This window comes from Rickettsia endosymbiont of Hedychridium roseum, assembly GCF_964028255.1.
Lineage (GTDB): Bacteria > Pseudomonadota > Alphaproteobacteria > Rickettsiales > Rickettsiaceae > Rickettsia > Rickettsia asembonensis.
This window is the reverse complement of the sequence record NZ_OZ034753.1, coordinates 335,863-349,010: the sequence shown is the minus strand read 5'-3', so window position 1 is coordinate 349,010 and position 13,148 is coordinate 335,863. Positions and strand designations below refer to the sequence as shown.

Below are 13,148 nucleotides of genomic sequence, written 5' to 3'. Positions count from 1 at the left end.
GACCTCTTTCAAATTCTTCTTTGTTTATACAAGAGGTCTATTCTTTTTCAAAATCCTCTAAACTAGTGCCGTGTTTAGTTTTGCTCCATTTGAAAGGACAGAAAATTATTTCAAATACTGCTTTATATGAAGCTACGGTATGTAATATAAAATAACTAGCCCATAAGATCAAAGCTACTATATCCTGAAATTTTACTTTTCCGCTTTTTAAAGAATTCTTTAATATATAAAGAGCAGTACTATAAAGATATAAAAGCGAAAAAATACTATTAACAAGCCATAAATAATTAATTATAGAATTTTTATTTATAATAATAGAAAATATTATAAAAGGTAAACTCCAAAAATTATAGGTAGATAAGCCGATAAAAATATAAATTGTTATTATCTGAGGTAAAGTAAATTTTCGGTATTTATCTTTTTGTGCTTTAAATACAAAAAATGTTTGCAGAAAACCTTTAATCCAACGTGACCTTTGATTTAGCCAATTACCTAAACTATTCGGAGCTTCTTCTAGAGTATAGGAATCAAGGATAGCTACTTTATAGTTCTGTGAGTAAATTCTTATACCAAGCTCGGCATCTTCCGTTACATTATAAGCATCCCATCCGCCAAGCTTATTTAATATATCCGTTTAAAAATGATTACTAGTACCACCAAGAGGGGTAGGAAGTTTTAATAAACTTAATCCTTTCAAGATATATTCAAACCATAAACTATATTCTATATTAAACATTTTGGTTAAAATATTCTCATTTTTATTATAAAAATTGAGCTTAGCCTGAAGACAAACATATTCATCAGATAAATTTCTAAACGCTGTTAGAGCTTTAAGTAGCTGTTCAGGTTCAGGTTTATCTTCAGCATCATATACTACTAGATACTCACCACGTGAATATTCTAAAGCATAATTAAGAGCCTTCGGTTTAGTTCTTGGTAGACTTTTCGGAACAGATATAACATGAAAATAAGACGGTAAATTATATAAGGCTATTTCTTTAATCATTAAATAATCGTCATCTTCGATAATAATTTTAACGTCTAGCTTATCTTCTGGATAATTAATTAATGAAATATTTTTTATTATTGACCTTAACTTACTTAATTCTTTATATAACGGTATTAAAACTGTATAGACCGGTAAAGCTTTTTCCTCATTCTGAGAAATTTGTGAGCTTGCCTTATGATTTTGAGTACTACTTGCTTTGTCGTCTATGTAGAGTCTCATGTCATTCCCGCTTTCGCGGGAATGACATAGAGGAGTGCAGAAATGGCATTTGTACCGAAGACGATTCTCTTACTGCCCTTATAAATAACAGAGATTTTAAAATATTTTGCAAACAATAGCTTATATTATTAGCAACATGAAATAAAACCGGCATATAAATCAATGTGGCTATAAACACGACAAAAAATATTATTACTTTATTGGTATAATTAATATTCTTAGCAATAATCGGTCCAAATTTAAATCCAAGAGCATATTTTGCTTTGATACTAGTTAAATGAGAGAAATTTTTTTCTAATAATTTATAAAAATAATATTTCTTAATCAATATTATAGATCTAAAAATATTATTATTATTAAACAATATTTTTAGATCATTTATAGCAGTTATTTTATTACCATGAACATCTTCATATATAAAATAACCATTCACTACATAAGCTTGTATATAAGAATAATTATAAATTTTAATATAAGAAACATTGCTTATTAGCGGTAATATTTTATTTTCATATAATATATCAATCATTATCTCATTATCGATAATTGCTTCTTCGATAATAGCTTTTAAACTAGTAGTTTGTTTTTTATCTAATAAGTTTTTATCTCTGATTATTCTTAAGATTATATCTTCATCTATACATCTAACCATGCTGAAAAACTTATACCTGATATTTTATATTTCTTATTTGAAAGACTGTGATCCCAAAAATAACCGATTTGAGTCGTTAATGAATTTCTATTCTCTTTACCGAAATTAATTATCTTTGCAATTCCTAGCTTCTCATAAACTGAACTATCATATACATAACCGTAATTTTGCCGAGTATGGTATTTTGTAAAACTTGTAAGCATTATGCCGTTTTTAAATTTAATCCCTTCACAAGTAGAAAAATTATAATACATTTTCTTAGAACCGAGATTATTAATTGAATGTCCGAAGCTAAATATATTTTGATTAAAGATAGTAACAGAGAGGATATTTTTAGACATTCCCATTAGTAAAGATATCTCTCCTAAAAAATCTTCTTTAAGTTTTTTACTCTTACTCATTAAAATTTTAGGCTGAGCTGAAATAACAAAATCTTTATCTTCAAATAGCTTCAATTTATAGTAAATAGAAGCATCCGTGCTTATGTTTTTTTCATTCAAAAATTTATCTTCTTTGTACAAAAAATGTACTCCTATATTCTGATTATCGGTAATACCATATTCTATTGAACTATTTACAAATTGCTCATCTTGGTAAGATGATAATTCTACTATCTTCTGCTCTAATCTTTTTATTTGCCGCAAGATTTTTGCATGAAGGCTCGGCTGATCACTTACTTTTTTGAGGGACTCCCATAGATAAGTTACTCTTTCTCTTAGGTATAAAACGGCTTCTTCTCTTTGTTTTTTCTCGTTTTTTGATATCTTATTAACTTTATTACCCCCTACAATATATCTATATCTTCCCTGCTCTAACAACCATGCCGAGGCATGTACCTTATTAATATCAAAAATAATTATAAGGCATATTAGACAATAATATAATCTTAATGCCATAGCCGTTTAAATTTAAAAAATGTACTATAATAGCAATTATAAATTGAGTAAAGAGCTAGATTAAAAAATTTTTAATTGAAGTAGTATATGGAATATTGTAGTAATGATTTTACAACTTAAAATTCATTTAAAGAGGAAAATATGAACGATCAAAAATATAGAAATATTACTTTTACCAAAGAAAGTAGAATAGCAAATATTAATATATCTCCCGATAAAATAACAATTGGAGCTAATCAGCGGGTCACGTTTAAAAGCCTAGGTAATATTGAGAAATTAATCTTAGGACCACATAGTAGTGTTAAAGTAACAGATCTTAATCATAAGGTATTTATAAATAATACTAATCGAGATAAGATAATTATATTATCAGGTGAAGATACTAATTTTTATGATAATCCCTACGCTTAAATTTTATTGATATTCTCTGTCATTCCTGCTTTCGCAGGAATACGTTGTTGCGTGGATCAATTTCGCCTCTGTCATCCCGTGGCTTGACCACGGGATCCAGTTAAAAATACTAAAATTATTAGTATTTTTTATTGTTTTTATGGACCCCGTGGTCAAGCCACGGGGTGACACATTGGATTTTACCGGTCTACGCAACAATGCCTGCTCGCAATGACGGGGTGGTATCCACGCGGGCAATGCCTCACAGAATGACATAAAGAGCATTTTACCGCCCCACAAAATAACACCTCTAAGCCCCAAGCAGCACTTGATTTTGTAGTTTAAATAATTCTGCCGCACCGCCTTTAGCAAGTTTTAACATTGCTATAAACTGCTCTTCGGAAAAAGGTTCTTTCTCTGCCGTGCCTTGCACTTCGATTAAATTACCGTTACCTGCAAATACAAAATTACTATCCACTTCAGCATCGCTATCTTCTAAATAATCCAAATCTAGTATCGCCTCACCTTTATATATCCCGCAGGAAACAGCTACAATTTGACTAATTAACGGATTTACCTTTAAAATTCTCTTTTTCATCAATGATCTAATAGCTAGGTGTAATGCTACGTAGCTTCCTGTTATCGCTGTCGTTCTAGTACCGCCATCGGCATTAATAACGTCACAATCTATAATAATCTGCCTCTCACCTAGTTTCTTCAAGTCAATTACACATCGCATGCTTCTTCCTATCAAACGCTGTATTTCTTGGGTTCTTCCGCCTTGCTTCCCTTGTGCTGCTTCTCTTTTAATACGCTGGGATGTAGAGCCTGGGAGCATGCCGTACTCAGCGGTAACCCAACCTTGATTCTGCCCTCGTAAAAACGGCGGTACGGTAGTTTCGCAAGTAGCACTACACATGACATGTGTATTACCGATTTTAATAAGGCATGAACCTTCCGTATTAATAAGCGGTGATAATTCTAATGAAATAGGACGTAATCGGTTGCTTTTTCTTCCTGACTGTCTCATAATACAATTTGTACTCCATAAGTAAAAATAAGTAGTAGACGAAGTTTAATTTTTCAAATTAAACGAGTATACCATTGAAAAAATTTTTATTATATCTATATATATCTCAAAAAAGAATATAAATATAAAGTAAATAATATGATAAATGATAATATAGAAAATAATGAACAAACAATAAATGATATTGCTGAAGAGATAGTTGAAACGGCAAATCCAGAAATAACAGAGTTAAAAGCAGAAATTGAAGAGCTAAAAGACAAACTAATTAGAACTACTGCCGAAATAGACAATACAAGAAAACGTTTAGAAAAAGCACGTGACGAAGCGAAAGATTATGCAATTGCTACATTTGCTAAAGAACTACTAAATGTTAGCGATAATCTTTCAAGAGCATTAGCACATAAACCGGCAAATTCTGATATAGAAGTCACAAATATTATTGCAGGCGTTCAGATGACTAAAGATGAACTGGACAAAATCTTTCATAAACATCATATTGAAGAAATAAAGCCGGAAATAGGATCAATGTTCGACTATAATTTACATAATGCAATTTCGCAGATAGAACATCCTGATCATGCACCGAATAGCATTGTTACTTTAATACAATCAGGATATAAAATTAGAGATAGACTGCTTCGCCCGGCTACCGTACAAGTAGCTAAAAAATCTTAATACTCGATGAACTTCAAAAATTGGCGTTGTCGTTCTACAAGAGCTTCGGTTCTCACGTATTAAGTATACGCTGCGATCCTCGCCTTGTGAACTCCTTGCTCTTTTTGAAGTTGATCTTCGTATAGAAATGGAAAAAATAATATGAATAGAACCGCTATATTTTGGCTAGTTTTTTTAGGGCTTTTTATAAGCGGTTTTATGCTAATTTCAGACGCAGTAAAACCATTTTTTATCGCATTTATAATATCTTACTTACTACAACCTGCTATAGGTTTTATCGCATCAAAATTCAAAATATCAAATAAATTTGCATCAAGCATAATTTATCTGATATTTTTGAGCATATTTTTCTTAAGCTTAACTATTTTAGTGCCGATAATTTATGGACAAATTTTTACTTTTATAAATAATATTCCAAAATATAAAAATTATTTACAAGCAGAAATATTACCGCCTATAATGGCAAAAATTTATTCGATAGAACCTGATATTGCCGATAAAATCAAGAATTCTTTAAGCAATCTTATAAATAGTATATTTACTATACTTGGCAGTATTGCTAATAATTTTTGGCGTTATACCATTATTACTATTAACATATTTATTTTATTTTTACTTATACCTATAATATTATTCTATTTCCTACGTGATTGGACTAAAATTATTGCAAACATGAAATCATTATTACCTATAAAAACCCGACCGAAAATCCTTGAAATATTATCGGCAATTAATAATCTGTTATCTGCTTACATAAGAGGACAGCTAAATATTTGCTTATTATTATCTACTTATTATAGTATTGCATTTACCGTAATAGGGATTGATCTCGCTCTTTTACTTGGCATTTTAACGGGATTTTTAGTTATTATTCCTTTTATCGGTACTTTTATATCGTTTCTTTTGACTCTAATTATCGGTTATTTAACTTTCGGCATGACCGCAAAATTATTATATATAATGATAATTTATCTAGTCGGGAATATTTGTGAGTCTTATATTTTAACTCCTAAAATTATCGGTGATAAAATAGGTTTGCATCCTCTTTGTATTATATTCTCGATTTTTGCCTGCGGCAGTTTATTTGGAATTATTGGAATATTTTTTGCTATACCGATTGCAGGGATTACAAAAATTTTACTCCTAAATCTAATTAAATTTTATAAATCTAGCAAATTCTATCGAACAGACGGCTAAGTTATAATATTATTGTATGATTTTTAAAAAGTGTCTAATGTCATTCCTAGCTAAAAGCGGGGAATCCAGTCAAACCTATAAAAAACTTGTTTTTTTAGGTTTATTTTATGAATTAATGTATAATTTTTGTACTGGTATTAAGATTATTTTTCTGGATTCCCGCTTTCGCGGGAAGGCATTGTTGCGTGGACCGAAAAACCTGTTCGGTGTTACCCCGTGGCTTGACCACGGGATCCATAAAAACAATAAAAATACTAATAATTTTAGTATTTTTAACTGGATCCCGTGGTCAAGCCACGGGATGACAGAGGTGAAATTGATCCACGCAACAACGCCTAGCGGGAATGACATAGAGAAGCATGAAAATGACCCCCTCGACCTACAACAATGCTGCTAAGGATTAATAATGCAGCAATATATATTTCGTTTTATTACTTCTAATAAATATCATCCTGATGAGTTTATTGTTTCTAGTTCTAACGAGCAAGCTTATAATATTATAAAAAATTGGCAGTGCAGCTTTGGCGTTAATCCTTATAAATTTACTTTATTAATTAAAGGACCTTCTTCGTCAGGAAAAACTTATTTAACCAAAATATGGCAAAATTTAAGCAGTGCCTATATTATTAAAGATATTTTTTTAAATGAAGAAATTTTAGAAAAATATAATGCTTTTATCATTGAAGATATTGAAAACTGGCAAGAGCCGGCATTACTTCATATATTTAATATTATTAACGAAAAACAAAAATATCTTTTACTTACCTCATCTAATAAAAGCAGAAATTTTACTTTACCCGATTTATCTTCACGTATTAAATCAGTACTTAGTATTGTATTAAACTCACCTGATGATGAATTAATCAAAATTCTAATATTTAAGCATTTTTCTATTTCTTCGGTAACAATATCAGGACAAATAATAGATTTTCTTTTAGTAAATTTACCTAGGGAATATTCTAAAATTATAGAAATATTAGAAAATATTAACTATTTTGCTTTAATTTCCAAAAGAAAAATAACAACTTCATTAGTCAAAGAAGTTTTAAATAAGTATAATCATAAAATATTGTAACTTTTTTCTTGACTTTAAATCTTCTCAATATAACCTTTCTATAAATTAACTTTTTAGAAAAAATTGTGTTGGGATACGAAAAAAAACAAAAAAATTTAAATAGAGAACAAAAACAGGCTATAGGTTTACTATCGATAGGTACTTTTTTAGAGTATTTTGATCTTATGCTATATGTTCATATGGCATACTACTTAATGAGCTTTTCTTTCCGCAATATGATACTCACGTTAATCGCCTTCTTGCAGCTTTTTCTTTTTGTTCTACTTTTATTTTTAGACCCTTAGGAGCTTTGTTATTTGGCTGGATAGGAGATAATATAGGTCGAAAATCTACAGTCATTATTACCACTATTTTAATGTCGTTTTCTTGTATCGTTATGGCTAATCTTCCTACTTATGCCCAAGTAGGTGCTAGTGCCGCTTGGATAGTAACAATATGCCGTATAGTGCAAGGTATGTCGTCCATGGGAGAAAGAGTAGGAGCAGAATTATATTTAACGGAATCCGTAGGAGTTCCTAAACGCTTTCCTGCCGTAGCGTTTGTAGGGGTATGTGCTAGCTTAGGATTGACTGTTGCCCTTGGCGTAGCAACCTTAGTTACATCCTATGGCTTTAATTGGCGTATCGCATTTTGGGTAGGTGCAGGAATTGCTCTAATAGGTAGTGCTGCTAGGACTACTTTACGTGAAACACCGGATTTTGTTGATGCTAAGCGTAGAATACAAGAAACTATAAAAGATAGTAATATAATTGATGTAGCAAAAATAAAAAATAACCCTGTATGGCAGGAAAAAGTTAATAAGAAGACTGCAATCTATTATTTTTTAATACAACTAGCACAACCGGTGTGGTTCTATTTTGCTTATATTCATTGTAGTAATATACTTAAAGATTCGTTACACTATACCGCTGAAGCAGTAATACATCAAAATTTCATTATTTCTATAGTAGAAATTTTTGTAGCACTAGCACTTACGTGTTTATGCTATAAATTTCATCCACTAAAAATTTAAAAAACGCAATTAGTAATATTTTTAACTTTTCTTCTATTTAGTCCATTAATATTAGATAATATAACGCAAGGCTGGCAAATTCTCTTAATTCAACTAATTGTAGTTACTTTTTCTCCAAGTGCATTTCCGGCAATTCCAATATTTTATAAAAGTTTTCCGGTTTTTAAACGATTTACCTATCCAAGTTGGTTATTTGCTTTATCACGAGCCTTAATGCATATTATTACCTCTTTTGGACTAGTTTTTTTAGTTAAATATTTTGATAATTGGGGGGTATTGTTTATACTAATTCCAGTAAGTATAGGTTTTACGTGGGGAATATTATATTTTGAAAAGCTGGATAAAGTGGTTGAAAGCTATCCTCAAACTTCGTTAGTGACCGTTCCAGCTGATAATCTTTAGGATATAGATACTGATAGCATAAAAATAAGAGCCTTTCTTTTATTACTGGAATTTTAAAATATACAGCTATAGTTACAAAATTTATTAAAGTCTCTTCAATAATTTTTTTAGCTTTCTCAGGTGATTTAGCTCCTAAAGTCTGTATATTATGGGCTCTATCAAAAAGTTTTATAAGTGCTGTATTATATCTTTTCTGTTTAATTAATAGATTTAAGCTTTCTTCAGCAGTGATTTTCCCGTAAGGTTTAATTCTAGTTAGACCTTCTACATGTTTCGCTACCTCTGCTCCAAAAATGTCGTTAATCATTTCTTCAGTTAATTCTGTATCCTCAATAGTATCATGAAGTAAAGCAGCTTGTAGCATTATGGTCGTAAAAAGCTTAGGAACTTCTTCAGCTACAAACTCCGCAAGCATAATCGTCACCTCAATCGGATGAGAATAATAAGGATCACCTGATTGACGCATTTGAGAACCGTGATATTTACGAGCGTAGTAGATACCTTTTTTAACCTCCTCTATATCAACAGGATTTTTTACTTTAGTGTTTAAATATTCGAGTTTATCAAGTAATTTTTTAGCGTAAACGCATACTTCAAACTTTTTTTTCCAAGAGCTTATATCTTTCATAAAAGTTATTTTTTATTTTTGTTAATAATAGTTGATTACAATTAAAGCAAAAATTAAAAAATTTGCAATAACAAATATTTTTTTAACTTTTAATATATTATCAACTTTTGGTTATTTTGTATTTTAGCAACTATCATTTTACTTTATTAACTGCTTTAACTCCTACTTTCTCTCGCAATTTATACTTTGCTATTTTTTTTGAAAAGCTAGTAAAAATAAGGGCAAAAGTAATAAATAATGCGGAAAAGAATTACAGTAAAATTTAGAAAGGTTCCGGACAAGATAAATTTAAAGGCGAGCGAGCTAGGGTATATTAGCATGTGAGCAAAAGCGATAGTACAAAATTCGCTTGTATCAAGCTTTATGAATTATACTGTATATAAAAGATTCTAAAAACTCGTATGAATCAGAAAATTTATTCAGTGTCATATCATAGCTTGTTGACCACGATATAGCATTATTACGTGGATCGATTCCACCCATATCATCCTAGCTCGCTTGACCTCAGGTTTCAAAAAAGATAGCCAAGTAATGTAATATATAATGAAATACGTAACTACGACTAAAGTGAGATAAAAAAGATATAAACTGTCATACTGGAACTTGTTCCCGGTATCCAGAAAACCTTAAAAAGTTTTGGATCCCATGGTCAAGCCAGGGGATGACAAATTAATAGCATACCATTTTTATTTAACCCTAGCTATATCAATCTCTAAATGGACAATCTCTTCTCGTTTTCTTCTTGTCAACGAATTACGTAAACTTTATTAGACTTCTTCGGAAATGAGGATTTAGAGAGGAATTTGCAAATAGACACTTCACTTTGAACCGGAGCGGGCGTACATACTAGTATGTGAGGATCAGTGGTAAGGATCGACGTACAAATTACCTCTAGAAGTAGAGTTTCTGAAGAGGTCTATTGTATGACACTAAGCGTGCCTCCTGATCTACGCGACAAAAAACTATAACTGTAAAGAACGTAGAAATTTAGAAAAAGTAATAAAAAATGCTAAAATTTAGTATTTTTTTACTGGATTATTTCGTCAATTACTTTGTAATTTTCTTGCAATGGCATTAAACTATTAACTAATATATACTTAGTTAGAAATGCCATTTCACAAAGATACTGTTTTTCTTGATAGGTTTAACTATTGTAACATTTAAAACTGAAAAGCTTGAGTTTAAGGCTCATGGATTGTTTGATGTTTTCGTTGAAATACTAAAAAATTTCGATTGGTGGGCGATGACGGACTCGAACCGCCGACACTCTCGGTGTAAACGAGATACTCTACCAGCTGAGCTAATCGCCCATATTTTTTATTAATTAGTAAAATAACATTATTTATAATTAATAAGAAGTATATATAAGTAATTTAGCAAAATTTTATTAGCTCTTGCTTTTAAATTACCTATAAAGTGTTATTTACTTTCGTTCAAACTTTTTATTTGTTTTGATAACCTGCTGATTTTTCTTGAGGCGGTATTTAATTTAATTATATTTTTTTTCACACCTTGCATTATCTTAGACTGAGCAACAGATAAAGCTAAGTTAGCATTTTCTTTATTACCAAGACTGATTTCATGTACAACTTTCTTTACAAAAGTTTTTATTGCACTAGATCTTTTTTTATTGATTAGAGTTCTTTTTACTGTTTGTCTGGCAGCTTTTTTTGCTGAAGAATGATTAGCCATTACCGAGTCCCTTATATTTTAATTTTTAATTTCTTCATTAGCATCTTGCTGTATATTTCCTTTAGCATTAATATCTCTATCTACAAATTCAATATATGCTATCGGTGCTAAATCACCATAACGGAATCCGGCTTTTATTATTCTAGTGTAACCGCCAGGTCTATCTTTATATCTGGTACCTAAAATATTTATAAGCTTTTCTACTGCTTTTTTATCTTTTATTTTTGATAAAACGCTTCTTCTTACCGTTAAATCAGCTTTTTTAGCTTTAGTAATTAGAGTTTCAATGTAAGGTCTTAATTCCTTAGCTTTTGGTAAAGTAGTTTTAATTTGTTCATGGGTTACAAGTGCTACAGCCATATTAGCAAGCATTGCTTGCCTATGGCTACTTGTTACATTTAACTTTCTACCTTTAATTTTATGTCGCATTTTTATTAGTCCTTAATTATAATCTTCATAACGTTTAGATAATTCTTGAATATTTTCCGGTGGCCAATCCGGTACATCCATACCGAATCTTAAATTAAATTTTGCCAATATTTCTTTAATCTCATTTAAAGATTTTCTACCGAAATTTGGAGTTCTCAGCATATCGGATTCCGTTCTTTTTACTAGATCCCCTATATATATTATATTATCATTTTTCAAACAATTTGCCGATCTAACCGATAATTCTAATTCATCAACTCTCTTAAGTAAATAAGGTGAAAACGGTAAAGCATCAGTTTTAACTTGCTTATCTTCTTCCTGTTCTTCAAAAGAAATAAATAATTGTAATTGCTCTTGTAGAATACGTGCAGCTAAACCTACAGCCATTTCAGGTAATAAATCACCGTTAGTTTCTACAAACATAATTAATTTATCATAGTCGGTAACCTGACCTACCCTAGTATTTTCTACCTTATAAGTAACACTCTTTACCGGATTAAATAAAGCATCTATAGCTATTTCACCAATAGGTAAATTATCCTCATAGCTATTTGTGCTAAGTACATATCCTTTACCAACCTTACAAGTTAATTCCATTTCTAGCTGCTTATTCTTAGCTAGATTACAAATTACATGATCCGGATTCAGTATTTCCACATCATGACCTGTTTCAATCATACCGGCCGTTATAACACAAGGTCCTGTTGCTTTTAATTTCATGATACGTTTTTCCGCAACATGCATTTTTACTTCAATACCTTTAATGTTTAAAATCACTTCCGATACATCTTCTTTTACACCGGGTATAGAAGAAAATTCGTGTTCTATAGCAGGGATCTTTATAGAAGTGATAGCTGCTCCTTGTAAAGAAGAAAGTAATACTCTTCTCATAGCATTACCGAGTGTTAAACCAAAACCTCTTTCTAAAGGTTCAACTACAATTTTAGCTTTATTATTGGTTTCCGGAAAATTTTCATAAGCGACTTTATTCGGCTTTATTAAAGTATTCCAATTTTTACTTAACGATAACATTTAATACCTATGATTCTCTTATACTCTTCTTCTTTTTGGCGGTCTTACTCCATTATGAGCAATTGACGATACATCTAAAATTGATGTAACCACAAAATTTTGCCCGAATAAAGCTCTCATTGCTGATTCACGCTGAGCTCCCGGTCCTCCAATCCTAATAGAAATAGTTTTTAGACCATATTCTTTTGCTTTTTCCGATGCTCTATCAATTGTTACTTGAGCTGCATAAGGTGTTGCTTTTCTTGCCCCTTTAAACCCATTACCTCCTGCCGATGCAGAAGAAATAGTATTACCTTGGATATCAGTAAATGTTACTATAGTATTATTAAATGATGCTCGGATATGCACAACACCAAGAGTGATAGTTTTTTTCTTTTTCTTAACTTTAACCGTCTGATTCATTATTTATACTCTATACTTAAACTATTATTTTACAGCTTTTTTCTTTCCGGCTATCGCAATAGCTTTACCTTTTCTAGTTCGAGCATTAGAATGCGTGTTCTGTCCTCTCACCGGCAACTTACGTATATGTCTAAGCCCTTGATAACATCTTATATCTTTCTTCTTCTTAATATTAAGCGTAACTTCTCGTCTTAAATCACCCTCAACTTTATACTCACTTTCAATAATATTACGTAAGCTTATTAACTCTTGATCCGTAAGTTCTTTAACTTTTTTATCTTTCGATATTTTTGCTTTATTACAGATCTCTGCTACCATAGTAGACCCAAGACCGTAAATATAAGTTAAACTCACAACTAAACGTTTATTATCGGGAATATTAACACTTGCAATTCTTGCCACAAATAA

Annotated in this window: 18 protein-coding genes, 1 tRNA gene and 1 pseudogene; 6 read left to right on the top strand and 14 right to left on the bottom strand. The window is 30.7% G+C overall.

Going from position 1 to position 13,148, the window contains the following annotated elements:
• Positions 1 to 37 precede the first annotated feature (37 nt).
• The 5 genes and pseudogenes from AC5587_RS02090 to AC5587_RS02070 form a co-directional block, all read right to left on the bottom strand.
• Positions 38 to 172 carry a hypothetical protein gene (locus AC5587_RS02090; protein ID WP_499162692.1) on the bottom strand — a complete coding sequence of 45 codons (135 nt, stop codon included), beginning with the start codon at positions 170 to 172 and terminating at the stop codon, positions 38 to 40.
• A 138-nt stretch (positions 173 to 310) separates the two neighbouring features.
• Positions 311 to 568, bottom strand: a pseudogene (locus AC5587_RS02085) (glycosyltransferase family 2 protein); the annotation flags it as partial.
• 66 nt (positions 569 to 634) lie between these two features.
• Positions 635 to 1,228 carry a glycosyltransferase gene (locus AC5587_RS02080; protein WP_499162691.1) on the bottom strand — a complete coding sequence of 198 codons (594 nt, stop codon included), beginning with the start codon at positions 1,226 to 1,228 and terminating at the stop codon, positions 635 to 637.
• Position 1,229: 1 nt separating this feature from the next.
• A complete protein-coding gene (locus tag AC5587_RS02075) occupies positions 1,230 to 1,880 on the bottom strand; it encodes a hypothetical protein (protein WP_499162690.1) in 651 nt (216 codons plus the stop codon).
• Complete coding sequence (locus AC5587_RS02070) at positions 1,865 to 2,401, bottom strand: hypothetical protein (protein ID WP_499162975.1); 537 nt, start codon at positions 2,399 to 2,401, stop codon at positions 1,865 to 1,867. The genes AC5587_RS02075 and AC5587_RS02070 overlap by 16 nt, the downstream gene beginning before the upstream one ends.
• 516 nt (positions 2,402 to 2,917) lie before the next feature.
• On the opposite strand from AC5587_RS02070, the gene AC5587_RS02065 reads away from it, so the two are divergent.
• Complete coding sequence (locus tag AC5587_RS02065) at positions 2,918 to 3,187, top strand: hypothetical protein (protein WP_499162689.1); 270 nt, start codon at positions 2,918 to 2,920, stop codon at positions 3,185 to 3,187.
• A gap of 3 nt (positions 3,188 to 3,190) precedes the next feature.
• Here AC5587_RS02065 and AC5587_RS02060 read toward each other — a convergent pair whose 3' ends face one another.
• Both AC5587_RS02060 and rph read right to left on the bottom strand, forming a co-directional pair.
• Positions 3,191 to 3,442, bottom strand: a complete 252-nt coding sequence (locus tag AC5587_RS02060; protein ID WP_499162688.1) for a hypothetical protein — start codon at positions 3,440 to 3,442, stop codon at positions 3,191 to 3,193.
• 34 nt (positions 3,443 to 3,476) lie between these two features.
• Positions 3,477 to 4,196, bottom strand: a complete 720-nt coding sequence (rph, locus tag AC5587_RS02055) for a ribonuclease PH (RefSeq protein ID WP_499162687.1) — start codon at positions 4,194 to 4,196, stop codon at positions 3,477 to 3,479.
• Positions 4,197 to 4,334: 138 nt separating this feature from the next.
• On the opposite strand from rph, the gene grpE reads away from it, so the two are divergent.
• From grpE to AC5587_RS02030, 5 genes are all read left to right on the top strand, one after another.
• On the top strand, positions 4,335 to 4,871 hold the full coding sequence (gene grpE / locus AC5587_RS02050; protein ID WP_499162686.1) for a nucleotide exchange factor GrpE: 537 nt from the start codon (positions 4,335 to 4,337) through the stop codon (positions 4,869 to 4,871).
• A 141-nt stretch (positions 4,872 to 5,012) separates the two neighbouring features.
• Entirely contained in the window at positions 5,013 to 6,068 is a 1,056-nt protein-coding gene (locus tag AC5587_RS02045; RefSeq protein ID WP_499162685.1) for an AI-2E family transporter, read from the top strand.
• A 37-nt stretch (positions 6,069 to 6,105) separates the two neighbouring features.
• Positions 6,106 to 6,465: a hypothetical protein gene (locus AC5587_RS02040; RefSeq protein WP_499162684.1), complete on the top strand. Its 360-nt coding sequence runs from the start codon at positions 6,106 to 6,108 to the stop codon at positions 6,463 to 6,465.
• A 9-nt stretch (positions 6,466 to 6,474) separates the two neighbouring features.
• A complete protein-coding gene (locus tag AC5587_RS02035; protein ID WP_499162683.1) occupies positions 6,475 to 7,143 on the top strand; it encodes an HdaA/DnaA family protein in 669 nt (222 codons plus the stop codon).
• A 169-nt stretch (positions 7,144 to 7,312) separates the two neighbouring features.
• Entirely contained in the window at positions 7,313 to 8,155 is an 843-nt protein-coding gene (locus AC5587_RS02030; RefSeq protein WP_499162974.1) for an MFS transporter, read from the top strand.
• 307 nt (positions 8,156 to 8,462) lie between these two features.
• Here the strand turns inward: AC5587_RS02030 and AC5587_RS02025 are convergent, their stop codons facing one another.
• From AC5587_RS02025 to rpsM, 7 genes are all read right to left on the bottom strand, one after another.
• Positions 8,463 to 9,185 (bottom strand): HD domain-containing protein, encoded by a 723-nt coding sequence (locus AC5587_RS02025; protein WP_499162682.1) that lies wholly within the window; start codon positions 9,183 to 9,185, stop codon positions 8,463 to 8,465.
• 1,234 nt (positions 9,186 to 10,419) lie between these two features.
• Positions 10,420 to 10,495, bottom strand: a tRNA-Val gene (locus tag AC5587_RS02020).
• A 109-nt stretch (positions 10,496 to 10,604) separates the two neighbouring features.
• On the bottom strand, positions 10,605 to 10,877 hold the full coding sequence (gene rpsT / locus AC5587_RS02015) for a 30S ribosomal protein S20 (RefSeq protein ID WP_410526826.1): 273 nt from the start codon (positions 10,875 to 10,877) through the stop codon (positions 10,605 to 10,607).
• An 18-nt stretch (positions 10,878 to 10,895) separates the two neighbouring features.
• On the bottom strand, positions 10,896 to 11,306 hold the full coding sequence (gene rplQ, locus AC5587_RS02010; RefSeq protein WP_014409457.1) for a 50S ribosomal protein L17: 411 nt from the start codon (positions 11,304 to 11,306) through the stop codon (positions 10,896 to 10,898).
• 12 nt (positions 11,307 to 11,318) lie between these two features.
• The gene (locus tag AC5587_RS02005; RefSeq protein ID WP_499162681.1) at positions 11,319 to 12,338 is read right to left on the bottom strand and encodes a DNA-directed RNA polymerase subunit alpha; all 1,020 of its coding nucleotides are present in this window, start codon (positions 12,336 to 12,338) and stop codon (positions 11,319 to 11,321) included.
• Positions 12,339 to 12,356: 18 nt separating this feature from the next.
• Positions 12,357 to 12,740 (bottom strand): 30S ribosomal protein S11, encoded by a 384-nt coding sequence (gene rpsK / locus AC5587_RS02000; protein ID WP_008580920.1) that lies wholly within the window; start codon positions 12,738 to 12,740, stop codon positions 12,357 to 12,359.
• Between the two features lie 24 nt (positions 12,741 to 12,764).
• The gene (rpsM, locus tag AC5587_RS01995) at positions 12,765 to 13,142 is read right to left on the bottom strand and encodes a 30S ribosomal protein S13 (RefSeq protein WP_499162680.1); all 378 of its coding nucleotides are present in this window, start codon (positions 13,140 to 13,142) and stop codon (positions 12,765 to 12,767) included.
• Between the last annotated feature and the right edge of the window lie 6 nt (positions 13,143 to 13,148).

Excerpts from the sequence above, each read along its gene's own strand:
- AC5587_RS02080 (WP_499162691.1), bottom strand. The coding sequence starts at position 1,228 with ATGAGACTCTACATAGACGACAAAGCAAGTAGTACTCAAAATCATAAG.
- AC5587_RS02075 (WP_499162690.1), bottom strand. The coding sequence starts at position 1,880 with ATGGTTAGATGTATAGATGAAGATATAATCTTAAGAATAATCAGAGAT.
- AC5587_RS02065 (WP_499162689.1), top strand. The coding sequence starts at position 2,918 with ATGAACGATCAAAAATATAGAAATATTACTTTTACCAAAGAAAGTAGA.
- AC5587_RS02060 (WP_499162688.1), bottom strand. The coding sequence starts at position 3,442 with ATGTCATTCTGTGAGGCATTGCCCGCGTGGATACCACCCCGTCATTGC.
- rph (WP_499162687.1), bottom strand. The coding sequence starts at position 4,196 with ATGAGACAGTCAGGAAGAAAAAGCAACCGATTACGTCCTATTTCATTA.
- grpE (WP_499162686.1), top strand. The coding sequence starts at position 4,335 with ATGATAAATGATAATATAGAAAATAATGAACAAACAATAAATGATATT.
- AC5587_RS02045 (WP_499162685.1), top strand. The coding sequence starts at position 5,013 with ATGAATAGAACCGCTATATTTTGGCTAGTTTTTTTAGGGCTTTTTATA.
- AC5587_RS02040 (WP_499162684.1), top strand. The coding sequence starts at position 6,106 with ATGTCATTCCTAGCTAAAAGCGGGGAATCCAGTCAAACCTATAAAAAA.
- AC5587_RS02035 (WP_499162683.1), top strand. The coding sequence starts at position 6,475 with ATGCAGCAATATATATTTCGTTTTATTACTTCTAATAAATATCATCCT.
- AC5587_RS02025 (WP_499162682.1), bottom strand. The coding sequence starts at position 9,185 with ATGAAAGATATAAGCTCTTGGAAAAAAAAGTTTGAAGTATGCGTTTAC.
- rpsT (WP_410526826.1), bottom strand. The coding sequence starts at position 10,877 with ATGGCTAATCATTCTTCAGCAAAAAAAGCTGCCAGACAAACAGTAAAA.
- rplQ (WP_014409457.1), bottom strand. The coding sequence starts at position 11,306 with ATGCGACATAAAATTAAAGGTAGAAAGTTAAATGTAACAAGTAGCCAT.
- AC5587_RS02005 (WP_499162681.1), bottom strand. The coding sequence starts at position 12,338 with ATGTTATCGTTAAGTAAAAATTGGAATACTTTAATAAAGCCGAATAAA.
- rpsK (WP_008580920.1), bottom strand. The coding sequence starts at position 12,740 with ATGAATCAGACGGTTAAAGTTAAGAAAAAGAAAAAAACTATCACTCTT.